The sequence below is a fragment of the Rhodoferax mekongensis genome, assembly GCF_032191775.1.
GTDB classification, from domain to species: Bacteria; Pseudomonadota; Gammaproteobacteria; order Burkholderiales; family Burkholderiaceae_C; genus Allorhodoferax; species Allorhodoferax mekongensis.
This window is the reverse complement of sequence record NZ_CP132507.1, coordinates 78,438-101,287: the sequence shown is the minus strand read 5'-3', so window position 1 is coordinate 101,287 and position 22,850 is coordinate 78,438. Positions and strand designations below refer to the sequence as shown.

At 58.6% G+C, this 22,850-nt stretch carries 22 protein-coding genes and 1 pseudogene; 4 read left to right on the top strand and 19 right to left on the bottom strand.

Annotated features, from left to right (window positions below):
- Positions 1–60: 60 nt before the first annotated feature.
- Entirely contained in the window at positions 61–1,689 is a 1,629-nt protein-coding gene (locus RAN89_RS00415) for a methyl-accepting chemotaxis protein (RefSeq protein ID WP_313867743.1), read from the top strand.
- Positions 1,690–1,750: 61 nt separating this feature from the next.
- Here RAN89_RS00415 and RAN89_RS00410 read toward each other — a convergent pair whose 3' ends face one another.
- The 12 genes from RAN89_RS00410 to flgB form a co-directional block, all read right to left on the bottom strand.
- Positions 1,751–2,971, bottom strand: coding sequence for an HDOD domain-containing protein (locus RAN89_RS00410; protein ID WP_313867742.1), 1,221 nt, complete (start codon positions 2,969–2,971; stop codon positions 1,751–1,753).
- A gap of 4 nt (positions 2,972–2,975) precedes the next feature.
- A complete protein-coding gene (gene flgL / locus RAN89_RS00405; RefSeq protein ID WP_313867741.1) occupies positions 2,976–4,301 on the bottom strand; it encodes a flagellar hook-associated protein FlgL in 1,326 nt (441 codons plus the stop codon).
- A 19-nt stretch (positions 4,302–4,320) separates the two neighbouring features.
- On the bottom strand, positions 4,321–6,306 hold the full coding sequence (gene flgK, locus RAN89_RS00400) for a flagellar hook-associated protein FlgK (RefSeq protein ID WP_313867740.1): 1,986 nt from the start codon (positions 6,304–6,306) through the stop codon (positions 4,321–4,323).
- Positions 6,307–6,324: 18 nt separating this feature from the next.
- Positions 6,325–7,278 carry a flagellar assembly peptidoglycan hydrolase FlgJ gene (flgJ, locus tag RAN89_RS00395; protein ID WP_313867739.1) on the bottom strand — a complete coding sequence of 318 codons (954 nt, stop codon included), beginning with the start codon at positions 7,276–7,278 and terminating at the stop codon, positions 6,325–6,327.
- Position 7,279: 1 nt separating this feature from the next.
- The gene (locus RAN89_RS00390) at positions 7,280–8,425 is read right to left on the bottom strand and encodes a flagellar basal body P-ring protein FlgI (RefSeq protein ID WP_313867738.1); all 1,146 of its coding nucleotides are present in this window, start codon (positions 8,423–8,425) and stop codon (positions 7,280–7,282) included.
- 66 nt (positions 8,426–8,491) lie between these two features.
- Positions 8,492–9,139, bottom strand: coding sequence for a flagellar basal body L-ring protein FlgH (locus RAN89_RS00385; protein WP_428983787.1), 648 nt, complete (start codon positions 9,137–9,139; stop codon positions 8,492–8,494).
- Positions 9,140–9,190: 51 nt separating this feature from the next.
- The gene (gene flgG, locus RAN89_RS00380; protein ID WP_087495242.1) at positions 9,191–9,973 is read right to left on the bottom strand and encodes a flagellar basal-body rod protein FlgG; all 783 of its coding nucleotides are present in this window, start codon (positions 9,971–9,973) and stop codon (positions 9,191–9,193) included.
- Between the two features lie 5 nt (positions 9,974–9,978).
- Positions 9,979–10,719, bottom strand: a complete 741-nt coding sequence (locus RAN89_RS00375) for a flagellar basal body rod protein FlgF (RefSeq protein ID WP_313867736.1) — start codon at positions 10,717–10,719, stop codon at positions 9,979–9,981.
- A gap of 25 nt (positions 10,720–10,744) precedes the next feature.
- On the bottom strand, positions 10,745–12,142 hold the full coding sequence (flgE, locus tag RAN89_RS00370) for a flagellar hook protein FlgE (RefSeq protein WP_313867735.1): 1,398 nt from the start codon (positions 12,140–12,142) through the stop codon (positions 10,745–10,747).
- A gap of 27 nt (positions 12,143–12,169) precedes the next feature.
- Positions 12,170–12,811 (bottom strand): flagellar hook assembly protein FlgD, encoded by a 642-nt coding sequence (locus RAN89_RS00365; RefSeq protein ID WP_313867734.1) that lies wholly within the window; start codon positions 12,809–12,811, stop codon positions 12,170–12,172.
- An 18-nt stretch (positions 12,812–12,829) separates the two neighbouring features.
- Complete coding sequence (flgC, locus tag RAN89_RS00360) at positions 12,830–13,234, bottom strand: flagellar basal body rod protein FlgC (RefSeq protein WP_313867733.1); 405 nt, start codon at positions 13,232–13,234, stop codon at positions 12,830–12,832.
- Positions 13,235–13,260: 26 nt separating this feature from the next.
- Complete coding sequence (flgB, locus tag RAN89_RS00355; protein ID WP_313867732.1) at positions 13,261–13,701, bottom strand: flagellar basal body rod protein FlgB; 441 nt, start codon at positions 13,699–13,701, stop codon at positions 13,261–13,263.
- Positions 13,702–13,875: 174 nt separating this feature from the next.
- On the opposite strand from flgB, the gene flgA reads away from it, so the two are divergent.
- The 3 genes from flgA (at position 13,876) to RAN89_RS00340 (ending at position 15,458) form a co-directional block, all read left to right on the top strand.
- Complete coding sequence (flgA, locus tag RAN89_RS00350; RefSeq protein WP_313867731.1) at positions 13,876–14,613, top strand: flagellar basal body P-ring formation chaperone FlgA; 738 nt, start codon at positions 13,876–13,878, stop codon at positions 14,611–14,613.
- 94 nt (positions 14,614–14,707) lie between these two features.
- On the top strand, positions 14,708–15,037 hold the full coding sequence (gene flgM / locus RAN89_RS00345; RefSeq protein ID WP_313867730.1) for a flagellar biosynthesis anti-sigma factor FlgM: 330 nt from the start codon (positions 14,708–14,710) through the stop codon (positions 15,035–15,037).
- 43 nt (positions 15,038–15,080) lie between these two features.
- Positions 15,081–15,458: a hypothetical protein gene (locus RAN89_RS00340; protein ID WP_313867729.1), complete on the top strand. Its 378-nt coding sequence runs from the start codon at positions 15,081–15,083 to the stop codon at positions 15,456–15,458.
- Positions 15,459–15,522: 64 nt separating this feature from the next.
- On the opposite strand, the gene RAN89_RS00335 is transcribed toward RAN89_RS00340, so the two are convergent.
- The 7 genes and pseudogenes from RAN89_RS00335 to cheY form a co-directional block, all read right to left on the bottom strand.
- On the bottom strand, positions 15,523–16,239 hold the full coding sequence (locus RAN89_RS00335; protein WP_313867728.1) for an RNA polymerase sigma factor FliA: 717 nt from the start codon (positions 16,237–16,239) through the stop codon (positions 15,523–15,525).
- Positions 16,239–17,030 (bottom strand): hypothetical protein, encoded by a 792-nt coding sequence (locus RAN89_RS00330; protein ID WP_313867727.1) that lies wholly within the window; start codon positions 17,028–17,030, stop codon positions 16,239–16,241. The genes RAN89_RS00335 and RAN89_RS00330 overlap by 1 nt, the downstream gene beginning before the upstream one ends.
- Positions 17,023–18,489 carry a flagellar biosynthesis GTPase FlhF gene (gene flhF / locus RAN89_RS00325; RefSeq protein WP_313867726.1) on the bottom strand — a complete coding sequence of 489 codons (1,467 nt, stop codon included), beginning with the start codon at positions 18,487–18,489 and terminating at the stop codon, positions 17,023–17,025. The genes RAN89_RS00330 and flhF overlap by 8 nt, the downstream gene beginning before the upstream one ends.
- Positions 18,486–20,431 (bottom strand): annotated as a pseudogene (gene flhA, locus RAN89_RS00320) (flagellar biosynthesis protein FlhA). Before flhA ends, flhF begins: the two are co-directional and overlap by 4 nt.
- 131 nt (positions 20,432–20,562) lie before the next feature.
- On the bottom strand, positions 20,563–21,717 hold the full coding sequence (locus tag RAN89_RS00315) for an EscU/YscU/HrcU family type III secretion system export apparatus switch protein (RefSeq protein ID WP_313867725.1): 1,155 nt from the start codon (positions 21,715–21,717) through the stop codon (positions 20,563–20,565).
- 94 nt (positions 21,718–21,811) lie between these two features.
- On the bottom strand, positions 21,812–22,450 hold the full coding sequence (locus RAN89_RS00310; RefSeq protein ID WP_313867724.1) for a protein phosphatase CheZ: 639 nt from the start codon (positions 22,448–22,450) through the stop codon (positions 21,812–21,814).
- A 2-nt stretch (positions 22,451–22,452) separates the two neighbouring features.
- Positions 22,453–22,842 (bottom strand): chemotaxis response regulator CheY, encoded by a 390-nt coding sequence (gene cheY, locus RAN89_RS00305; RefSeq protein WP_313867723.1) that lies wholly within the window; start codon positions 22,840–22,842, stop codon positions 22,453–22,455.
- Between the last annotated feature and the right edge of the window lie 8 nt (positions 22,843–22,850).

Sequence of the window (22,850 nt, the reverse complement as noted above, 5' to 3'; positions counted from 1 at the left end):
TATTTGACATATTTATTCTTTTTGTTATAAATTCGAATCACCAACCGTAAAGGTGATTCCATGTTCACTCGTCTGACAATTCGCGCCCAACTCAGCATGGCCTTCGGCCTGATGATCGGCTTTCTGGTGCTCACCTCCTGGATGGGCTACCGCTCCACCAAAGCCATGCACGCGGACATGGCCGCTTTTGTGCAAGGGAGCAATGCACGATCCACGCTGGCAGAGGAATTACAGGCGGCGGTATTCAAGCGTGCGGTGCATGCGAGAAACCTGGTCATTGCGGCCAACGCCAATGACAAAGACCAGGAATTCGCCTTGGTGGTGGCGGCCAACCAGCAGGTAGGCGCCAAACTCGCAGCCTTGACCCAGCGCATGCAGGACGCCGACGAGACGGCGCGCGGGCGCGCCTTGGTCGATGAGATTGCCAAAGTGGAAGCGAAGTATTTACCAGTCGCGCTGGCCGTGGTGGACTTGGGGATGAAGGGGCTTCGCGAGCAGGCCATTGAAAAAATCAACCTCGAATGCCGCCCGCTGTTGGTGGCTATGGTGGCGAAGTCAGAGGAATACGCCGCCTATGCCACCCAGCGTTCGCAGAGCATGCTGAGTGAGGCTGACGCGTCTTTTCACCGCAACCTTCAGCTCCTGGCGGGCATTGCCCTGGTGGCCTTGTTGTCGGCCTTTCTGATGGCAGCGGCCATGATCCGCTACTTGGGCAAGGCCTTGGGGGCAGAGCCTTCAGAACTGCGCGCCACGGCCGAGAGCGTGGCCCATGGCGACTTGACTTACAAAGAGCAGTTTGCCCGCGCGCCGGAGGGCAGCGTGTTGGCCTACATGGCCGCCATGCGGGGTAGCCTGGTGCAAATTGTGGGGCGGGTCCGGTCGGCTACTGAGAATCTGGCAACCGGTGTTCAGCAAGTTGCCGCTGGCGGTTTGGACCTGAGCCAGCGTACCGAAGAGCAAGCCAGTGCCCTGGAGGAAACGGCAGCCACCATGGAAGAGCTCAACGGAGCAGCCCGCAAGAGTACAGAAGGTGCACGGGCTGCCAACGCGCTAGCAAGCAATGCCAGCGTGGTGGCGGAGCGGGGCGGCGCGCAAGTGGCGCAGGTGGTGCTGACCATGCAAGGGATCAACGCAAGTTCACGCCGGATCGGTGAGATCACCAGTGTGATAGACGGCATCGCATTTCAGACCAATATTCTGGCTCTCAATGCAGCGGTGGAAGCCGCCCGCGCAGGAGAGCACGGCCGCGGCTTTGCCGTGGTGGCAAGTGAAGTGCGCCAACTCGCACAGCGCAGCGCTGAGGCTGCCAGAGAAATCAAGCAGTTGATTCAGGACAGCGTATTGCAAGTGAGTTCCGGCACAGAGCTGGTGACCGAGGCGGGGTCCACCATTCGCGATATGGTGGATGTAGTGCAGCGGGTGGGGCATATGGTGGAAGAAATCAGCCACGCGAGCGAGGAGCAGGAGCGAGCGATAGCCCAAATCGGTGAAGCGGTCACCCAGCTGGATCAGACCACGCAGCAGAACGCAGCATTGGTGGAAGAAAGCGCCACTGCGTCCCAGAACCTGCAGCAGCAAACACAAGAGCTGGTGGATACCGTGGCACTATTCAAACTGGACGGACAAACGGGCCTGAAGCACATCAGCGCGCCCCGTGCAATTCCCAGCTTGCGCTTGGCGATGGCCTGATTCTGCTATCAATTCAGGAGCTGGGTGCGCAGGTTTCACAGGCGCTATGGCCTGATTTGATTCATTGCTGGGCCAGGGAGCGCAATAGGGCCCGATTGACTTCGTCGGAGGCGATCTGGTGGGCCCGGCACACGTCGCGGATGACCTTGGTATTGTGGCCCTCCAACGCGGAGGCTACTTCCAGCCAAGGTGCATACGGTCCGGTGTGCCCCACTACCGCGGACGAGACCCGTCCCGGCAAAGGCAAGCGGTGCAAGGCCGCGCCCAGGTTTTCGCCGAGCAGCAAGTCCACCTGGGAAAAAACGCCGCACAAAAAAACTTCGCGCCGCAGGTCATCCTCCACGCCCGCATCAGCAAGGCGCTCCATGATCCGTGCACGCAGGACCATGGTGTGGCGTATGGGGTCGAGGTTGGTGTCTGCGCTGGCGTGGGGCAGCTGTTCCATCAGCCAGGCGCGCAGGCGGCTGTAACCGAGGGTCATCAAGCCTTGGCGCAGGCTGGTGACTTCGCTGCGCAAGCTCAGTGATGCGGAGTTGGCGTAGCGCAAGAAGCGGTAGCACAGCAGGGGTTCATTGCCCATGGTGTGTTCCAGCGCTTCCAGCGACTCATCGGCATCTATGGCATGCACCAAGTCCAACAGGGCCTGGCGGGCCGGCTGGATCTGGCGGTAACGGTAGGCGTACAGCATCTCCTCGGTGGGCCAGCCCGCCACGCCACGCACATGTTGTTGGTCCAGCGCATGTTCCACCAGAGCCTGACTGGCGAGCGATTCGTACAGTTGTCCGGACAGCACCGGACTGTCCGTGTGGCGGCTGCCATGGCTGCCGCCGTCGTGGCTTTTTCGCAGCGCTGCGCGCAGCGCACCCAGGGCGTCCTGGGCGGTCAGCGACAACATGGCCGAGTGGAACCAGCCGGCGGATGCCTCGGCTGGGCGCTCCCCGGGTTCGCCGGCCCACACCAGTTTGACGCCGCGCTGCTGGGCTTTGCGCACGCGACCGGCCAACAACGCGTTGCCCAGCCACGCCTGCGGAATTTCCAACCAGATGTTGCTTGCATTGCAATGTTCCAGCAGGTCCGCCAGCAAGCCGGGTGCCTGGGCATGGAGCAGACAGACTTCGCGCGATGCAGGCCACAGTTCTTGCAAGGCCAGAATGAGGTGGTTGGCGTCCACCGCACTGCTGCTTTCAGGGTCCAGCCAGAGGCGTACCCCGATGCGCTTGCGCCATTGATCCCACACCGGTTCATAGCCGATGGTGACGCTGCCGAGTACCGAGCTGCTCATGGCATCAACTGATGAAGTTGAAGAGCGACAGTTTTTGTACCTGCGCGTAGGATTGCAGCGCGGCTTGGTAGGCGGTTTGCTGGTTCTGGAAGTCCGCCACGCCCTTGATCATGTCCAGGTCTTCGGCGCGGGATCGGTCCGCTTCCAACTGGATGCTCTTGCTCTCCTGGTTGGAGGTAATGCGGTCGGCCCGGTTCAGCAGGTCGCCTGCCTGGCCGCGAATCGCAGAAACCCGGTTCATGCCAATGTCCAAGTTGTGCAGAGCCTGGCCCACGGCTTGGGTGGCGGCATTTGCGTTGGCGGCTCCACCAATGTCGCGGATGGCGTCGTCCATCACGCTGAAGATGCTGGGGTTGGGGTCCACGGTCACCACATCGCCAGCAGCCGGTGTGCCGGTAATGGTGAGTGACAGACCCGGCATGCCGGTGATGGCAGGAGGGCCTGCTTGGTCGGCAATCAAGACCGATACCGGTTTGGAAGACGGGTAGTCCGGGACGGTAAACGGACCGACCTGGTAAGGCGGCCCCGGGAAGGTCGGCAGGTCGCCGGTCGCGGGGATTTCTTCAATGGTGTAGCTCGTCGAGCTGGTGCCTGCCGTAGCGCCTGCAACGACAGGACCGAATGTGATCTTGTAAGTGGCCCGGGTGACCAGGCTGGCATCCGTCACAGACACATTGCCGGTGGTAAGCGCCCGCCCGTTGCTGATGCTGCCTGTGGTCAGGTTGCCGACACTGACGTTGTAAACACCATCGCGCGAGGGCTGGTGCATGAACGCGCTTTCGCCATCCAGTGCGCTTGCAATCGAGGTGTTGCTGGTTGCGGTCTGGCCCGGCAAGCCGTTGTAGGTGTAGTCCGGTGCTGTCGCACTGGGGCCGCTGAACGGTTCGGCCGCGCTGGCCAGGGCTCCGAACAGAGGTTGGCCATTGGTGTCCTTGCGATTGGCGTAGCCCAGGATTTGCTCACGCAAGCCTTGGAGCTGGTTGGCGATGGTAGTCCGCTCCGCGGGTGTGTGGCTGCCGTTGCCGGCACTCACCACCAGCTCGCGGAACTGTTGCAGGGCATCTACCACGTCACCCAGCGTGCTCTCGGCATTGGCAATGGTGTTGCGTTGTGCTTCCAGGGCGCGTTGATCGGTGGCAATGCGGGAGAGGCGGGTCAGTGCGCGCTCGGCTTGGGCTGCGCCGGTGGGATCGTCGCTGGCTCGCACTACGCGCTTGCCGGAGGTGAGGTTTTCCTGTAGGTTGGAAAGTGCGGTCTGTCGCTTGGACAGATTGCTCAGTGCGTTGTCATAGGTGTTCGCAGAAGCGAGGCGGGAGAGATTGACAGCCATGGTGAGACTCCTTCAGGCCTTAGCGGCCCAGCCCCTGGATCAGGGTATCGAAGATGTTTTGGGCAATCTGAATCATTTTGGCGGACGCTTGGTAGGCTTGTTGGAACTGGATCAATTTGGCGGCCTCTTCGTCCAGATTCACGCCAGACACCGCGCTGCGGTCTTTCTCGAGGTTGGCCGCAATCGAACTTGAAACCGTGGCCGCGTAGCTTGCGCTTTGGGTGCGAATGCCGATTTGCGAGATGGCGCTGGCGTAGCCATCGGTCATGGCTGCACCGTCAAACATGGCTTTGTCCCGCAGGTTCATCATGGCCGTGGCGTTTCCGCCATTCAGTTTGAGGTCCAGTTTGTAGGCCGGGTCCTTGATGTCCACAACCGTGAATGTATCTCCGGCCTTGGGCGTACCAGTGAGCTTGAGGCTCCAATTGGCCAAAGGGTCCACTGCGGTAATTGCAGTATTGGGGTCAAAAGTGTAGACGGTCGTGTCCGGTGTCGGCAGTTCGTCGCTGCGGGTGTACGTAGTCGCGCTGGTAAAGGTGAGCTTGACCGGCGCATGTGGCGTCGCAGTTTGGTTGTTGCTCAATGCCGTCAGGGAAACTTGCTGAAGACTCCCTTTGTTGGTGGTGCCCATCGCCCCGGCGATGGGGCTGGCAACGGCCAGCTGGCGTGGCGTCGAGAAAACCCGTGCGACATTGCTGGCGGAAGTGGAGAAGGGTTTGATCAGAAAACGGTCGCCCACCGTCGGTACTTGGGGGGTAGCAAGCGCTGCGCTGGGCATGTCAAACGTGATGCCATCCACAGTAGCCAAAGTGGTGGAGGGCAAGGTCTGCGTGAAGTTGGTCACCTTGCCATCGGACAGACGGGTGATGGTACCGCTGGTAGCCGAGTTGAAGTTGATGGTGTAGTCCGACGCAGCCAGCTGGGTGGTGTCGGTCACGGTCATCGTGATTTGCACCAAGGGGTTGGAGTTGACTTTGGCCGGAGCCTCTGGCGCACGGATATTGGCTGTCGTGTTCAGATCGATAGTGGTGAAGAGGTCGCCGCCGGCGTTACCGTCCAGATCGAGCCCCAGCTTGTGCTGGGCATTCATTTCCATGGTGATGGCCAAGGTCAGGCGCCCGAGCAGGTTGCGTCCTTCTGCCAGATCGTTGTTTTGAAAACGCAGCAACCCGGAGACTTCACCACCCCCCAATGCATTTTCGTCCAACAGAATCTGCTGTCCGTCACGGGTGATTGCGAGTTTGCTCTTGAGGGGGTCGCCGAATTCGTCACTGACGATAGACACCGGGGACACCGTAGTTCCCAGCACCAGCGGTTGGCTGCCCGCCAAGAAAATTCCGACCGTTCCGTCGTCCGCAGGAATGGACGTGGTTTGCACATATTGGTTGAGTTCGCGCACCAGTTGGTCGCGACGGTCCAACAGATCGTTGGGTGGCTGGCCGGACCCCTGTGCCCGGGCGATTTCCTCATTCACGTCAGCGATGTTGCGTGCCAATGTGTTGATGGCATCCGCCTTTTGCGATAGCTCCTGCTGCACGCCCGTTTGCAGATCATCCAATGCCTGGGAGGCAGTGCGGAAACGACCTGCCGTTTCATCCACCCGAGTCAGTGCGACGGTGCGCGCTGTCAGGTCGGTGGGCGCACTGGCGACATCAGAGAACGCATTCATCATGTCGCTGACTGCTGCTCCCAGCCCAGTGCTGCCGCCTGAAAAAATGTCTTGCAACTGGTTGAGTTTGTTGGAGCGAGCCAGATCGGCATTTTGGGTGGCGCTGGCCAGTGTGGCCTGGCGTGTCAAAAATGTGCTGAAGTTGCGCTGTATGGTTTGTACATCGACCCCTTTGCCGACATAGCCACCACCACTGAACTGTCCTGCGACTGCAGTCAGCACCACGCTCTGGCGGGAATAGCCGGGCGTGTTGACGTTGGCAATGTTGTTGCCTGCCGTTTGCAGGGCAATCTGGTTGGCTTGCAGGGCGCGGGTGCCGATGTTGAGAACGCTCATGGTCCGTCGCTTCTAGTGTTAGACCTGTACTTGCGCCCGGCGCAGTTGCAGGGTGGTGTTGATGGCGCGGCTCAGCTTGGCTGCGTACTCGGGGTCCGTGGCATACCCGGCTTTTTGCAGGCCACTGGCAAATGCGGTGACAGACTTGGTTTGTTCCCTGGCCTTGGCGTAGCGCGGGCTGTCCGAGATCAAACGGGCGTAGTCCTTGAAAGAGTCTTCAAATGAGGCGTAGGCACGGAATTTGGCGACTTTCTTTTGTGCCACACCATTCACATATTCCGTGGTGGTGATCTCGGCCACTTTGCCAGTCCAACTGGCGCCAGCCTTGATGCCGAACAGGTTGAAAGAGTTGCTGCCGTCTTTGTTCCTGATCTGCTGCCGACCCCAGCCGGTTTCATGGCCCGCTTGCCCCAGCATGAAGCTGGCAGGTATGCCGGTGGCCTTTTCAATTTTGTTGGCGGTCTCGGAGTGCTTGGCGACAAATTCCGCTTGGGCGGCGGTCGGCGCCTTTTTGGTTTTCACGGGCGCGAGTACCGCATCAGAAGCCGTCAATTTATCTGTACCGGTCTTGCTGCTCAGACTCTCCGGGGCATTGACCGCCATAGGTGGGCGCTCAATGTTGTCGCCATGGCCCGGCATTTCAACGCCCATCTGACGGGCCAGCTGTTGTGAAATCAGGTCGGACAGACCGCCTGGCTGGCCTGACATCGCGACAGAGAACTGTTGATCCAGCAAGTCCGTTCCCAGGTCGCTACCGGGGTTGTCCAGCATGCCGGACTTCATGGTGGCCTCACGCATGCTTTTGATGAGCTCACGCATGAAAAGTGACTCAAATTGCTTGGCGGTTGCGCGAATGGTTTCCGGAGTCGCCTTGTCAGCACCCGCTTTCAGTGCGCCCAAGGAGCGCGCATCTGCAGCCAGGTCTTGCATGCTGGGCGCCATGGAGACGCCGTTGAATGAACCGTAACCCATGTCAAATCACCTCCAACTCCGCATTCAGTGCGCCTGCGGACTTGATGGCCTGCAAGATGGCCAGCAAGTCTTGTGGCGTGGCACCCAGGGAGTTCAGTGCCCTTACAACATCGGTCAGTTGCGCGGCCTGGGGAAGCTGGATGAGTTTGCCGGCCTCCTGTTTGATTTCGATGTTGGCTTTTTCGCCCACGACGGTCTGTCCGCCCGAGAGCGGGTTGGGTTGGCTGATGACGGGGCTCGACGAAACGCTGACGGACAGGTTGCCATGGGCAATGGCACAGGCGCCCAGTGTCACAGCCTGGTTCATCACGATCGAGCCGGTGCGCGAATTGATGATGATCTTGGCGGCGGCAACAGAGCTGTCGATGGGCAGCTCTTCCATGTCGGCTATAAAGCTGACCCGATCATTCGGGTTGGTCGGGGCTTTGACCTGCACGGTGCGGCCGTCCAGGGCCTGGGCCATTCCGTCGCCAAAACGTTTGTTCACGGCTTGGGCTACTTTGCGCGCGGTTTGGAAGTCCGAGGCGTTCAAGCTCAGGTTGATAGTGGGGCCGTCTTGCAAGCTGGTCGGCACGGCTCTTTCCACTTGGGCGCCGTCCGGAATGCGGCCGGCACTCAGGTGATTCACTTGTACTTTGCTACCACCGGCGGATGCACCAGCGCCGGCCACAATCAGGTTGCCCTGCGCCATGGCGTACACCTCTCCGTCTGCGCCCTTGAGGGGGGTCGCGATCAAGGTGCCCCCCTTCAGCGACTTGGCGTTACCCAGGGACGATACGTTGATGTCCAGCATCTGGCCGGGCCGTGCAAAAGCGGGAAGTTGGGCCGTTACGAGAACTGCTGCCACGTTTTTCATTTGCAGCTGCGTCAAGGAAGCGGGCGTGAGCGTCAGGCCCAGTTGTTCCATGTAGTTCTTGAGGCCCTGGGTGGTGTAGGGCATCTGGGTGGTCTGGTCGCCTGTGCCATCCAGACCGATCACCAAGCCGAAGCCAGTCAGCTGGTTGCTGCGCACGCCTTCAATGGCAGCGACTTCTTTGATGCGGGTTGCGCTGTGAGCCAATGGCGCAAAGGCCATGCTGAGCGCCACGCACAAGCTGGCCCATCGCCGCAGGCGGAGGGTGTTTGTAAGCAGTTTCCAGTGTGTCATGTGCCGAGTTGGTTAACGGGGCGATCCGACTGGATCTGTTACCCCTCGGCACTATTCTGGATTTCTTTAGAAGGGCTGAAAACTCAAAAAGAACCGTGATAACCAGCCAACTGTTTGCGCTTCGCCCTGGGCGCCGCGTCCTCGGGACTCGACGCGGACATTCGCTACCTGCGTGGAGCTGATGACGCTGCCGGGCTGCAGCATGCGCGGGTCTATGGTGCCGGAGAAGCGCAGGACATCCACGTTCTGGTTCACACCGATCTGCTTTTCCCCGGTGACCACCAGATGGCCGTTGGGCAAGGTTTCAATAACGGTGGCGGTGATGGATCCCGAGAACGTATTTGCGCTCTCGGTACCGCCTTTGCCAGAGAAATTGTTGTTGGTGCTCGCGCCGACATTGAGCTTGCCCAAGCCGGCCAAGGTCTGGTCGGGCAAGGCCGTGATGGCGGAGTCAATCGAGGTGTTTCGATTCACCGTCGAAGTGGACTTCTGGCTCGCGGTGACGTTTTCCACGATCTGGATGGTCACCGCATCGCCGACCAATCGCGCCCGACGGTCCTCAAACGCAGGGCGGAAAGCCGCCTGTTGATAGATGCTGCCGTTAGCGGGCTTGGACACCACGGATGCGATCGGTGCCGCAGGTACCCGAGGTTCCACAAAGTCCACGGTGACTTTTTGCGGCATTTGCTGGCAACCTGCGGCCAGCACCACCATGGCAGCAGCGGAAGCGACGCGGGTGAAGATGGGGGGTAACACGTCAGCTCCTTACAGTTGGCCGAGCTTTTGCAGCATCTGGTCAGAAGTCTGAATGGCTTTGGAGTTCATCTCATAGGCGCGTTGGGTCTGGATCATGGTGACCAGCTCTTGCACCACGTTGACGTTGGAGGTTTCTACAAAGCCTTGGGCCAAGGTGCCCAGGCCGTTCGCACCCGCCGTGCCCGCATTGGGCTGGCCGGAGGCGGTGCTTTCCGCGTAAATATTTTGCCCTTTGGGCTCCAGGCCGGCCGGGTTGATGAAACTGGCCAGCGTGATGGTGCCAATGGGTTGGGGGGCTACGTTGCCCGGAACCATGGCGGTGACCGCACCGTCCTGCGCAATAGCCACACTGGTGGCGTTGGCAGGGATGTTGATACCGTTCAGGATGGGTAAACCGTTGGAGGTGACCAGGCGTCCCGCGTTGTCAATCTGGAAAGCGCCGTCTCGGGTGTAGCCGGTCGTTCCGTCTGGCATGGTCACTTGGAAGAAACCGTTGCCCTGAATGGCGACATCCAGATTGTTGCTGGACTGTTGCAGGTTGCCCTGGGAGAACGACCGGCTGGTGGCCACGGTGCGCACACCCAAACCCAATTGCAAACCGGTGGGCAGTGTGGATTGTTCCGAGGTGTTGGAGCCAACCTGTCGCAGGTTCTGGTACATCAAGTCTTCAAACACCGCATGCGATTTTTTGAAGCCATTGGTGGACACGTTGGCGAGGTTGTTGGAGATCACGTCCAACTGCATTTGTTGGGCTTCCATGCCCGTTTTGGAGATCCAGAGCGAGTTAATCATGGTGTTTATCCTTGCAGGTTGAGGAGCTGGCCAGCAGCGCGGTCATTGGATTCGGCGGTTTGCATGAGCCGGGTCTGGGCTTCAAACTGGCGTGCGGTCTGGATCATTCCGACCATGGCCTCAATGGCATTCACATTGGAGCCCTCGAGCATGCCTGCCTGGACCCGTGCTGTGTCTTCAGAATTGAGTGGGTCGCCGGAAAGTGTTCGGAATAATCCATCACCACCACGTTTGAGCGGGTCTTCTGCAGTGGGCACTACCAGCTTGAGCCTGCCGATGACATTGGCAGGCTGGTTCCCCACTTTGGCGCTGACATTCCCGTCTGGCTGGATCGTGAGCTCGGCGCCTGCAGGTGAGGTGATGGGGGAGCCGTCACTGGACAATACTTGCAGGCCATTTCCGGTGGTCAGCGTGCCGTCCGTCGCGACTTCAATATGACCATTGCGGGTATAGGCCTCCGTACCATCCGATCCTTGCACCGTGAACCACGCGTCGCCTTTGGCCATGACGTCCAGACTGCGGTCTGTGCGCATGGCTGGGCCGGGCGTATTGAGGTGTCCTGCCGTAGCCTCCAGGGCAAAGACGCGCGTAGTGGCGCCCTCGCCGCGCAGCGGTACCGCGCGGTAAGTGGCCAACTGGGCGCGAAAACCGTTGGTCGAAACGTTGGCCAGGTTGTTGGCCAGGACCGACTGGCGGCTCGCAGCCGCATTGGCGCCGGTCATCGCGGTATATATCAGGCGGTCCATGGTGATTCAGCTCCGGAAGTACGGCTTAACGCAGGTTGACCAGCGTCGACATGATCTGATCTTGCGTTTTGATGGTTTGGGCGTTGGCCTGGTAATTCCGCTGGGCCGTCATCATGTTGACCAACTCGCCGGTCAGGTCGACGTTGGAGTCCTCCAGTGAGCCGGATCGCAGCCCCCCGAATTTACCCAAACCTGGGTTGCCAAGCATGGGCTGACCAGAGGCGTAGGATTCAATCCAGTTGCCTCCGCCGATTTGTGTCAAACCCTGGACATTGCGGAAGTCTGCCAACAGCAATTGACCGCGGGCTTGTGTTTCGCCATTGGAGTAGCGGGTGGTGATCACACCACTCTCGTCAATCGTGATGCCGGTGAGGTCACCCGCCGTGTATCCGTCTTGTGTGAGGTTAGATACGGCAAAAGCTGTTCCGTATTGTGTGGTTTTGGAGAGATCCAAGCTGGCCGTAAAGGTGCCGATCGCGGTGTTGGGCGAGGTTAGGGTCAAGGTTTGCGTTGCCAATGGCGAAGTCAACTTACCATTGACGTCGTAATTGAGCTGAAAGAGCGCGCCCGTTGCTCCCAGTGCCAGCTGGGGGTCCGCCGCATAGATGCCTGTGCCGGCAGCTGAAAAAGTTGCTTTCTGGTCTGGACCGGGGTTTGCCGTATTCCACGCTGCATTGGCCTTGTGTGTGGCATAAATTGCTGCGTTTGCATTCAACGCCGTGGTGCCTGCCGTTACATTGGTGGAGTCGAAAACATCCCAGGTATCTACAGTGACGGCAGGATTGGCAGTGGTATCCGGGCCGGTTTTTACGAAGTACAAGCTGACGGGTACTTCGTTTCCTTGGGAATCGAAGGCGGTCATCGTCGTGCCGTAGGTGGAAATGGGCGTGGGCGGCGTGCTCTGGGCAGCAGGTTTGGTGCGTGCATCCAGGTTGAATTCCGCTGTTATTGCCGTGGTGGCTTGTGCAGGGATCGGCGCATTGGTGGGAATCACCATGTTCTGCGGTGTGATGCTGGTGCGATTGCCCAAGAGGTCTGTGGGGTACCCCATGACATTGGCGCCTCCATTGGTGACCAAGTTGCCGCTCGAATCCAACTTGAACTGGCCATCCCGTGTGTAGGCGGTTGACTGATCCGGCAGGGTAATTTGGAAGAAGCCACCGCCGTTGATCGCGACGTCCAGGTTGTTCCCGGTGATGCTAATGTTGCCTTGGGTAAATTGTTGTGCGATGGTCCCTACCGCCACACCGATGCCCGGACCTGCTCCACCGCCGGCGGCCCCCAATTGAGAAGCAACCAGGGCAGAGAACTCGGTTCGCGAATACTTCATGCCTACGGTGTTTGCGTTGGCGATGTTGTTGCCGATAACGTCCAGACTTTTGCTGGCGCCGTTGAGGCCGGAGAGTCCTGTTTGAAAGCTCATGGTGGTTTCCTCAAAAATGGTTCAGGATCAGAGAATGGATTTCACTGCGCTGTAGGCCACTGCACTGCGACCCTTGAGCTGTAGGGACATCGCCCCGTTGTCAGTACCGACGGCGGTGACCGTGTCCTGTGCCAGACTGGTCGTCTTGACGGCTTGTCCGCCTTGGGTTGCAGTGACTTTGAAAGTAACGTTGGTCAGGCCGCTGTATTTGGATGCATCCCATTGAAAGCTGGTTTGCCCCGCTGGCAAGGATCCCAGATTCACCGTGTCGAGCAACTGTCCCCCAGCCGTCTTGATGTCGATCGTGACCTTGTCGGCCTTGCTGGCGAGGTTGACAGCACCTTTGGCTACACCGCTATCGATGGACAGCGTGCCCGATTCCACCAAGACACCATGTCCCACCATGCTGGCACCTTGCAGCACCTGCATGGAAGTGAATTGCGCCGCCATGCTTTTCATGGTTTCGTTCAGTTCCTGGATGCCCGAAACCGTGTTGATCTGGGCGATCTGACTGGTCATTTGGGCGTTGTCCATGGGGTTCATCGGATCCTGGTTGTTGAGCTGTGCAACCAGAAGTTTCATGAACCGGTCGGTCTGCTCTTGCGCGCTGACTGCGCCGGTACTGGACGTTGCGGTAGTGGCTGTGCTGCTGCTGATGGCGGTAGTCATGTCATTTCATCCTTGCGCTTATTGACCCATCTGCAGCGTTTTGAGCAGCAGACTTTTGGCGGTGTTCATGACTTCCACGTTGTTCTGGTAAGACCGCGATGCTGAGATCATGTTGACCATTTCCTCGACCGGGTTGACGTTGGATTGGGTGACGTAGCCCTCTGCATCCGCAGAGGGGTGCAAGGGGTTGTGTACCTTGCGTAGCGGCTCGTTGCTCTCCTTGATAGAGCTGACTTTGACGCCCGAGGAAGCCTCTGACCCCATGTGAACGGTCTCGAACACCACCTGGCGGCTCTTGTAGCCTTGGCCGTCTGGTCCTGCCACCGCATCGGCGTTGGCCAGATTACTGGCGACAACGTTCAAGCGCTGCGACTGGGCACTCACGGCGCTGCCGCTGACGTTAAAGATGGAAAACATGGACATGGTGTGTCTCCGGTGCTAATTGGCGCTTACTGACCTTGAATAGCGCTCAAGATTGTTCGGGACGAGCCGTTAATGAAACGAAGCGTTGCTTCATAGCGGACCGAGTTGTCCACGAAGTTGGCCCGTTCACGATCCAGATCCACACTGTTGCCATCCATGGCGGGTTGGGTCTGAATGGTGTAGCCCAACTTGCTGTTGTCGCCGATGGAGGAGCCTTCGATGGGAGTTAAAGGTATGTGGCGGCTATTGGTGGTTCCATCTGCCGGAGTGCCACTGGAGGGTGGGGCCAGAGCAATGGTCGGGCCCGAGGTCGCCTCGGCCATGGCTTTTTTGAAGTCAAAGTCGCGCCCGGAATAACCGGGGGTATCGGCGTTGGCGATGTTGCTGGCAATGACCCGCTGCCGCTCGGCGCGCAGCACCAATCCCTTCGATTGGAAGTCCAAAGCGTTGGTTAGATTGGAAAACATGGGCACCTCGACAGTTGTCAATCGCTCCCGGCAGGGGCCAAGGCTGGCGATGTGAGGCAATTATGGGAAAAGCTTTAATTTTTGAGCCTTGGAATAAGGCGTCGAATACTACGCATTTGCGGGCTTCTTGGAGCCCGTGCGTTCCTATAGTGAAGGCCTCCCTAGGAGTCATTCATGCCTTCATTCTTTTGTACTTCCGTTCAACGCCCGCTGACTCGCGCGATGCTGATTGCCGGGCTATTTCTGTCGACGACAGCTAATGCCCAAGAACAAACGGGAACGGTGCTACAGGCCATGGCCCAAAGCTGGGCCAAAGATGCGGTGTTGAAAGCTCAGCGTGCCGAAGGCTCCAACCTCCGGATGGAGGTGACCGTAGGCGCGTTGGACAGCCGGGTCAAACTGGCAGCATGCGGGAACATCGAAGCCTATGTGCCGCCAGGTTCCCGTTTATGGGGGCGCAGCCGCATCGGCATGCGCTGTGTAGACGGGATCAGCCGCTGGAATGTGACCTTGCCAGTAACCGTCAGGGCTATGGGCGAAGCGTGGGTTGTCAGGAATCAGGTCAATTCGGGAGCCAATATTTCCGAGTCAGATGTCACGCGTGGCGAAGTCGACTGGGCCGAGGAGCAGAGTCCTGTTCTCGCCGACAAGACGGCGTGGTTGGGGCAGACAGCCAGTCGCACCCTCACAACCGGTCAAGCCATGCGGCAAGGCATGGTTCGGCCGGCACAGGTTTTCCAAGCGGGTGCCTCGGTCAAGATCGTGGCACAGGGGCCCGGATTCCAGATATCGAGCGAGGCGCAAGCGCTCTCTGCGGGTGTCATCGGGCAGCAAGCGCGCGTGCGGATGGACAACGGCAGGGTCGCTTCGGGCACGGTACTGGATATGCGAACAGTAAAAATAGACCTTTAAGGGCGGTTTTTTATGCAAAAAACCCTAAAGTTCGCCATGATTGGACCGATAACTCTCGTACGAGGCTACGCTTACCGTAGTTTTGGAGAACGCGATGAAAATTGGTCAACCTTCAGATATTCCCGCTTCCGTAACGTCTACGGTGTCCGGTGCTGCCCAAAAAGCGGCACAGAGCAGCAATGCGGCGGCCAACGCGAACACCAACGCAGCCCAAAGCACACGTTCAGCTGGAGTGGCTGTCACGGTTTCTACTGCGGCGCGGGCCCTGGAAAAGCCGGAACGCAACGAAGCCGATGTGGACACCGCGAAAGTTGCTTCGGTAAAGGCTGCCATTCAGGATGGCACATACACCGTCAATGCCGAAGCGATTGCGGACAAACTACTTTCCAACGCGCAGGAGATGCTGGATCGCACAACGCGATAACTGCTGTAGGCCTGCGCATCCCATTTGATGCAAAGGCCTGGACATGAACCTCACAACGCCTGATTCATATTTCGACGCACTGGAAGCGCATTTCAATCAATTGGCGGTTGCTGTAGCCGCAGGTGACATCGAAGTTTTGCCTTCTTTGTCAGAACAGGTGCAACAACTTTCAGTGAATTTGTCTGAAGTTTGGCAACAATGGCAGCGCCAAGGGCTGGCCCATGGTGTCGTGACCCAACGTGTAAAGGCATTGGCGGAAGGGTTGCAGGTCGTAAGGGCCAATCTCTTGCGACGAGCCATGTTGGTTGAGCAAGCATTGAACTTGGTGGTACCTGCAACTGTGGAGCCTACCTACGCTAGTAGCGGTACTTACGGCTCGGGCCCGAGGGCATCCGGGCGGCTACCTACATTCGCGGCGTGATCTTCTTCCTTTGCCGACAATGACTAAGGGCCCTCGCGGGCCCTTAGTCATTGTCGGCTGGCATTCAGTGAGATCGCATTTTGGCGCGCAGCCGCGCAATCGATTGACTGTGAAGTTGGCAGACACGGGACTCGGTAACGTCCAAGACCGCTGCAATCTCTTTGAGGTTCATGTCCTGTTCGTAGTACATGCTCATGATGTACTGCTCCCGCTCAGGCAGGCATTTGATAGCCTCAACCAAGGATTGGCGCAGGCGCTGGTCGCGCAACATGTTGAGCGGGTCTGCGTCCTGATCGGCCACATGACGGTCCAGATAGGTGTCATCGTCCTCGTTGCGGCGTGCCATATCCTCCAAATAGACCAGCTGGGTTCCGCGCACCTTACCCAACAGCGATTGGTAGTCCGCTAATGACATACCCAGTTCGGCAGCAATCTCGGATTCTGCCGGGCTGCGTCCGAGCTTGTGCTCGAGTTTGCGCAATGCGGTTTCTATTTCCTTTTGGCTCTTTCGAGACCCGCGGGACATCCAGTCGTTTTCGCGGAGCTCGTCCAGCATGGCGCCTCGAATGCGCTGCGTGGCGAAAGTTTCAAACTGCACGCCCTGTGAGGCTTCGTAGCGGGACAGTGCATCGGACAAGCCAATCAATCCGACCTGGATCAGGTCGTCCACTTCCACGCTCGGGGGCAGCTTTGCCATCATGTGATGCGCCAGCCGACGCACCAAGGGTTGGTACTGTTTGATCAGTGCAGAGCGGTCAAGTTGCCCTTTGGCGGTGTACATCAGTGTCTCCCTGCGGGCATTGCGGTGCTGAAAGATTGTCTGTTACGTTGAGGAGCATAGGCCCATCCCGCCTCAAGCGGCATGGCGGTTTCCAGCAGACCCAATGAAAGCCGCTCTATGCTGGCAGAGGGGCGTTCATCGCCAATGGGTGCTGGTATGTGCAGCGGATTGACTTCGTAATTCAGAAAATACTTCGCACAATCGCTCAGGCTGGTTGGCGATGCGGCGCTTGATCTCTCCATACGGGTTGTATCCACCATATTCACGATGGTAGGCTCAACCTTTGCTTTGAGCAACAAGCGCTTGAGAGCCAGATACGTAGTCAAGAGAGAGGTTTTGGCCGCAGACATGGCGAGCAATGGTCTAACCTGGCTTCCTCTCAGTAGGGGCGTCAAGCTGTGGGCATTGGCGTAAACGATCACGATGCTTTCATGGGCAAAGAACGAACCGCAGTCCCCAATGCCAGGTCCGCCATGGCGGTGGGCTGCAGACAGACTTTGCAGGCCAATCCCGGCAGGCAGGATGCTCCATCCGGGCGCATCATCGTGGGTGGGGGCTGGGAGCGTGAAGTTCAGCAGTTGCTCAAGCCCCGGGTTTTCCGGGGTTTCAAGCACTGATCCGTCCAGCACGGTCACGGTGTAGCCAAAGCCTACCAAGGCAGCGCACACACGGAGCAGGAGCGGGAGCTCTGCTTGCTCATCGCCATGGCTCACCATGGCCAGGAGTTTCGGGGTTTGAGGCACAGCAAAGTCCATCAAGCCCGCGGCTTGGTTCGGCGGTCTGTCATGCATCCATGCGCCCCTTGTGTGCTGTGGTGTTGGCTGGTTGGCTGAAGAAGAAGCCGAGGTCGCTGGTCTTCGGGTCATAGGCCGAGACACCTGTGCTGCGCATGGAACTGCGCACCAACTTGGCGGCTACAGCGGGTTCCCAGTCTTCTGGTACGCGTTGTCCGGTCGTTGTCCCGCGCAGCAGCAACTGGTGGCGTATGCAGGCATCAATGGCCGGCCCCAATTTAACGGCTTCATCTGTTTTGGAAAGGATGACTTGTTGGGAACTGGTGCCTTTGAAACAGCCGACGGCTTCATCCAGAGTGTCGCCATGTCCGCCGGCATTCAACACCAGCAGGCGTTTGATTTCCGGCAGGTCCAGCAACTCCAGGAGTTCACGTTTGCGGGGGTCACGCGGCGCGATGCCGGTGGTGTCAATCAACACCATTTTCTTGTTGGAGAGGAGTCCCAGCAAATCCTGGAGCGCGGCCTTGTCGTGTGCCAGATGTGCTACTACTCCCAGCATCTTGCCGTAAGCGCGCAATTGCTCGTGAGCCCCAATGCGGTACGTGTCCAGGGTGATCAGGCCCACGCTGCCGGGGCCATAGGTGCGGGCGCACAGCCCGGCAAGTTTGGCCGCCGTTGTGGTCTTGCCTACACCGGTCGCGCCAATGAGGGCAAACACGCCACCTTCTTCATGGAGGGAGGGCAAGTCTGCGTCCGTGCGCAGGTTGCGCTCCAAGACATCCATTACCCAGCGCACGGATTCAGACGCATCCATTTCTTCTGGCAAACGTTCCAGAATGGCGCGAGACAGGGTCGGTGAGTAGCCGGCCCGGATCATCTTCAACATCATGTTGGACTGAATCGGGTTTTGCTTGGCTTGGCCCAACCAAGTGAGGGTGTTGAAGCGGTCTTCAATCAGCTCCTTCATCGCGTGCAATTCGTCCATGACGATTTTGTTGACAGCAGGTGCTTGTGGTGTAGCTTGTGCTTTGCGCTGTGTGGATGGACGCTGGGGCTGAGCCTCGATGTCCATGGCAATACGTTGCGTCAAAGTGGGGCGTGGGCGTTCGGCTTGCACCGGTTCAGCAGAGACAGGCATGGGCGCAGGCATAGCTGTAGGAGCTGGTTTTTGCACTTGCGCAGCCTCGGCGCGCCGGCGCAACATGCGTTCACGGACATAGTCTTGGAAAGACAGCGTGCTCATCGCGAGTTGCTCGGCGTCCTCTTCCACTTTGCTGGCGACTTCGCGGTAGCTGGGCTGTGCCTGTGGTTGACGCTGTGGCGTGTTGCCGGAGCGGGAGCCAGCAGCGCTGACAGCGGACTCCAGGGTCGCGAGGCTGTCTTCCGCTGTTGCAACGACTTCCACACCGTTTGCCGTGGGGCGGTTGGAAAGAATCAGAGTTCCCTCTCCGAAGGCTTGTCGTGCTTTGGCAAGTGCTTCGCGGGAAGTGGCTGCGGTAAAGCGTTGGACGTTCATGATGTGGCGCCTCTCAAGATCGGACCGATACGGATCGTGTGGGTTTCAGGGATTTCACTGTGAGCAAGGACTTGCAAGCGGGGTGCGACCCGGCGAACCAAGCGCGAGATCGCACCGCGTATCTGGTCCGGAACCAGCAAGCAGGCGGGTACGCCCACCTCTTCTTGTTTCATGGCTGTCTCAGCCGCATTGCGGCTGAGCATGTCGGCAACACCGGGGTCCAGTGCGGAGCCGGAGGCGCTGCCCAAGGCTTGCACCAGCAAGCGTTCCAGACCCGGGTCGATAGCAATGACATTGAGCTCCCGGGTTGGGCCGTAAATCTGCTGCACGATCGCTGGAGACAGTGCCACGCGGACCCGTTTGGCGAGCTCGACCGGGTCGCTGGTGGAAGGTGCATGTTCTGCGATGGATTCGATGATGGTCCGGATATCGCGGATATGCACCGACTCGTCCAGCAGCAGCTGCAGCACCTTCTGGAAGACTGCGATGGAGACCATTTTGGGAACGACCTCTTCTATCAATTTGGGAGCAAGTTTTGCCACGTGTTCCACGAGTTGTTGCGTTTCTGTCCGGCTCAAAAGCTTTGAGGCCTGGACTTGCATCAAGTGTGACAAATGGGTTGCCATGACAGTCTCGGAATCAACCACCGTAAATCCGGCCATTTGCGCGGCTTCCTTTTGGCGTTCGTCGATCCAGTGTGCGGGCAGTCCGAAGGCAGGGTCGGTGGTGGCGGTTCCAATGAGCGGCGTGGTGATGCCGCCAGGGTTGATTGCGAGGTACATGCCCGGAAAAGCCTCGCCCTCGCCGACGATGACACCGCGCAAGGTAATGCGGTAAGCACTGGGCTTGAGCTCCAGGTTGTCACGTACATGGACCGAGGGGGGAGGAATCCCACTTCTTGTGCAAACTTGCGGCGTACCCCTTTGATGCGGTTCAGCAAGTCACCTTGGCGGGTTTTGTCTACCAGCGCGATCAGGCGGTAACCAAGCTCAAGCCCCAACTGATCAACGGGTTGCAAGTCATCCCAGGTGGCATCGCCGTCACCGGTAGGCGCTGCAGGTGCAATGTCAGCCTCCGTGGGGATGGGACGATTGGCCAGAGCCCATGCCCCGTATGCCAAGACGGCACCGATACTCAGGAACACAAAGTGCGGCATGTTGGGGATCAAGCCGAGGATCAACATGATCACCGCGGTGATACCCAAGACTTTGGGAGACACAAACATCTGCCCGACGATCTGCTTGCCGATGTCCTTGTCTTTGCCGACGCGGGAGACCACCATGGCGGCAGCCACAGAGATCAGCAAACCGGGAATCTGCGCTACCAAAGCGTCACCGACAGCCAGCAGGATGTAGGAGTTGGCGGCTTGGGATGCGCTCAGGTCGTGCTGCAAGATACCGATGGCGAATCCACCGAAGATGTTGATCAACAGGATCAGGATGCCCGCGATCGCATCGCCACGAACAAATTTGGAGGCGCCGTCCATGGAGCCGAAGAATTCCGCCTCTTCGCCGATTTCAGCGCGGCGGCGTTTGGCTTCCTTTTCATCGATCAGTCCCGCATTCAGGTCGGCATCCACTGCCATCTGTTTTCCCGGCATCGCATCCAGGGTAAAGCGGGCAGATACTTCGGCAATGCGTTCGGAGCCTTTGGTGACGACGACAAAGTTGATCACCACCAGGATGGCAAACACAATCAGACCGACAGCGAAGTTGCCGCCGATCAGAAAGTGGCCGAACGCTTCAATGACTGCACCCGCTGCGCCAGGGCCGGTATGGCCTTCCAGCAATACCACCCGTGTGGATGCCACGTTGAGCGAGAGGCGCATCAGGGTCGTCAACAACAGGACCGAGGGGAAGGCGGCAAAGTCCAGCGGACGGATCATGTAGGCCGCCACCATCATCACCATCAGCGCCACGGCGATGTTGATCGTGAAGAACATGTCCAGCAACAGCGGAGGCAGGGGCAGAACCATCATGGCCAGAATGGCCACCACCAGCATGGGCGCAGCCGCACCTTGCATCACGCCGGCATTGCTGGCGTACCACTGTTGGAATGATTTCAATGGGGCGTTCATAGGGTGGCTGCCTTCAAGGTCTTGGACAGGGGATCCAGTTCAGGCGGAACAAAGGGTTGCGGAACTTCGGTGGGCATCACACCTTCGCCACGCATGGCGGCGCGCAAGCGGTACACGTAAGCCAGCACCTGGGCAACGGCGGTGTACAGCGTGGAAGGAATGTCCTGATCCAGTTCCGCGTTGGCGTATAGGGCACGCGCCAACATGGGGGATTGCAAGACCGGAATTGAGTGTTGCTTGGCCACATCACGGATCTTCATGGCCAGCAGATCCGCGCCTTTGGAGACGACGCGCGGCGCGCGCATAGTGGCTTCGTCGTAGCGAATGGCTACTGCAAAGTGGGTGGGGTTCATCACCACGAAGTCCGCTTTGGGGACTGCGCCCACACTGCTCTTTTGGGCCATCTCGCGTTGCTTTTGTCGGATCTTTCCCTTGAGCTGAGGGTTGCCGTCGGACTCTTTGCCTTCCTCTTTGACTTCCTGATGGGACATCTTCATCTGGTCCTTGTGCAGGAACAATTGCAGCGGCACATCGACCATGGCCGCCAGAAGAATCACGAGCAGCATCAGCCCCAGTCCGCCGGTCATCCACTGGGTGAGGTGACTGATCGCAGCGGGTGAGGGTTGCAGCAATATCGCCGCCATTTCCTGCATGCCGGACTTGAGGAAGAGGCCTGCAATCACAAACAGAATGGCAGTCATCAGCACCATCTTTGCCGTGTCCAGCAGTTTCTTTTTGGAGAAAAGGTTTGCGAATCCGGAGAGCGGGTTCAGCCTGGAGAAGTCCGGCATCAGGGGTTTGAGGCTATTGACCCAGCCACCTGAAGCCACTGCCCCCAAGATGGCTGCGGTCATGACGATGGCAGCAAAGGCCACGCAACCGGCTGTGCCGATAGTGCTGGCATCACCCAGGCGCTGAACCATGGTCCCCGTGCGTCGCACGGTTTCAGCGTCAAAGCTGAGTTGCTGAACCATGCTGAGCTTGAGTTGCTCAAACAGGATAGGGGAGAGGGAGAGAACGGCGACGGCACCCGCACCCAAAACCGCGAGGTGCGACAGGTCCTGCGAACGACTGACTTGGCCATCGTCGCGTGCCTTCTTTAGCTTCCGTTCGGAGGCCGGTAAATTGCGATCTTGGCTGCCTTGTTCCATGGTGGTGAGACTCTTTCGTTCTCACCATTGTCGCGAGCACCCTCTGAAACTAAAGGGTGAAAAGAGGGGCTTTCCGCCCCTTCATTCAGGCTGTTTAGAAGCCGAGACTGGCCAGCAAATCGTCCACCTGGGACTGGTCTGTCACCACTTCCTGGTTGCTCTGTCCATCCACGACAGGACCTGCCAGTGCAGGAACATACTCGGCTGGCGTCGCTGATGCTTTGACCGCCGCTTCCGGTGGGGCCGTTTGAATCAGGAGCAAAACCAATTGCTCTTCAATGGTGGCCGCGAGATTTACCACTTTGGCAATCACCTGGCCGGTCAGGTCATGAAAGTCTTGTGCCATCATGATTTCGGTCAAGTGTGCATCCACCTTCTTGCTGGCTTGGTCCACATCGGTGATGAAGTTCATCACATGTCCCTTGGCGACTGCTGCGACCGGGTCTTTGACGATGAGCTCTCCGATACGGCGGGTTTCCGCGGCAATGAAATCGTGCTGTTCTTTGGCCTGGTCGACTTGGTTGAGTACTTTTTCCGCAGCCTGACCGGTCAGGCGCGCAATGTAGGAAAGGCGGCTTTTGGCATCGGGGAGCTCACCCGCCCAATCTTTCACTTTGTCTGCCAGACCCAAACCATTCAGGGAGTCGTGCAACTGGCGGGTCAATGCGCCCAACTGTTGATGTACTTCAACGGTGCTGAGCGCAGGTGCGGAGGGTGTGGTGTCGGCGGACATGATTACTTCAGGCCCATTTTGGTCAAGATGTGATTGACCTTGTCTTCCAGCGTGGCCTTGGTGAAAGGTTTCACGATGTAGCCGGATGCGCCTTGCTGCGCAGCCAGCACGATGTCTTCCTTGCGGGCTTCAGCAGTCACCATCAATACGGGGATGTGCTTGAGCTTTTCGTCTTTCTTGATTTCTGCCAGCAATTGGAACCCATTCATATTGGGCATGTTGATGTCACTCACCACGAAATCGAAGCTGCTGTTGCGCAGCTTTTGCAGTGCCGCAACACCGTCTTCTGCTTCATCTGCGTCCGAATAGCCGCTTTCTTTCAGGAGGTTTCGCACGATCCGTCGCATGGTGGAGAAGTCATCGACGATGAGAAAGCGCAAATCTTTAGACATAGGTAACC

Excerpts from the sequence above, each read along its gene's own strand:
- flgC (WP_313867733.1), bottom strand. The coding sequence starts at position 13,234 with ATGTCCATGTTTTCCATCTTTAACGTCAGCGGCAGCGCCGTGAGTGCC.
- RAN89_RS00330 (WP_313867727.1), bottom strand. The coding sequence starts at position 17,030 with ATGCATGACAGACCGCCGAACCAAGCCGCGGGCTTGATGGACTTTGCT.
- RAN89_RS00375 (WP_313867736.1), bottom strand. The coding sequence starts at position 10,719 with ATGGACCGCCTGATATATACCGCGATGACCGGCGCCAATGCGGCTGCG.
- RAN89_RS00390 (WP_313867738.1), bottom strand. The coding sequence starts at position 8,425 with ATGACACACTGGAAACTGCTTACAAACACCCTCCGCCTGCGGCGATGG.
- cheY (WP_313867723.1), bottom strand. The coding sequence starts at position 22,842 with ATGTCTAAAGATTTGCGCTTTCTCATCGTCGATGACTTCTCCACCATG.
- RAN89_RS00310 (WP_313867724.1), bottom strand. The coding sequence starts at position 22,450 with ATGTCCGCCGACACCACACCCTCCGCACCTGCGCTCAGCACCGTTGAA.
- RAN89_RS00410 (WP_313867742.1), bottom strand. The coding sequence starts at position 2,971 with ATGAGCAGCTCGGTACTCGGCAGCGTCACCATCGGCTATGAACCGGTG.
- flgM (WP_313867730.1), top strand. The coding sequence starts at position 14,708 with ATGAAAATTGGTCAACCTTCAGATATTCCCGCTTCCGTAACGTCTACG.
- RAN89_RS00340 (WP_313867729.1), top strand. The coding sequence starts at position 15,081 with ATGAACCTCACAACGCCTGATTCATATTTCGACGCACTGGAAGCGCAT.
- flgG (WP_087495242.1), bottom strand. The coding sequence starts at position 9,973 with ATGATTAACTCGCTCTGGATCTCCAAAACGGGCATGGAAGCCCAACAA.
- RAN89_RS00335 (WP_313867728.1), bottom strand. The coding sequence starts at position 16,239 with ATGTACACCGCCAAAGGGCAACTTGACCGCTCTGCACTGATCAAACAG.
- RAN89_RS00385 (WP_428983787.1), bottom strand. The coding sequence starts at position 9,139 with ATGGTGGTGCTGGCCGCAGGTTGCCAGCAAATGCCGCAAAAAGTCACC.
- flgA (WP_313867731.1), top strand. The coding sequence starts at position 13,876 with ATGCCTTCATTCTTTTGTACTTCCGTTCAACGCCCGCTGACTCGCGCG.
- RAN89_RS00365 (WP_313867734.1), bottom strand. The coding sequence starts at position 12,811 with ATGACTACCGCCATCAGCAGCAGCACAGCCACTACCGCAACGTCCAGT.
- flgK (WP_313867740.1), bottom strand. The coding sequence starts at position 6,306 with ATGAGCGTTCTCAACATCGGCACCCGCGCCCTGCAAGCCAACCAGATT.
- RAN89_RS00315 (WP_313867725.1), bottom strand. The coding sequence starts at position 21,717 with ATGGAACAAGGCAGCCAAGATCGCAATTTACCGGCCTCCGAACGGAAG.
- flgE (WP_313867735.1), bottom strand. The coding sequence starts at position 12,142 with ATGAGCTTTCAAACAGGACTCTCCGGCCTCAACGGCGCCAGCAAAAGT.
- flgL (WP_313867741.1), bottom strand. The coding sequence starts at position 4,301 with ATGGCTGTCAATCTCTCCCGCCTCGCTTCTGCGAACACCTATGACAAC.
- flgB (WP_313867732.1), bottom strand. The coding sequence starts at position 13,701 with ATGTTTTCCAATCTAACCAACGCTTTGGACTTCCAATCGAAGGGATTG.
- flhF (WP_313867726.1), bottom strand. The coding sequence starts at position 18,489 with ATGAACGTCCAACGCTTTACCGCAGCCACTTCCCGCGAAGCACTTGCC.
- RAN89_RS00415 (WP_313867743.1), top strand. The coding sequence starts at position 61 with ATGTTCACTCGTCTGACAATTCGCGCCCAACTCAGCATGGCCTTCGGC.
- flgJ (WP_313867739.1), bottom strand. The coding sequence starts at position 7,278 with ATGGGTTACGGTTCATTCAACGGCGTCTCCATGGCGCCCAGCATGCAA.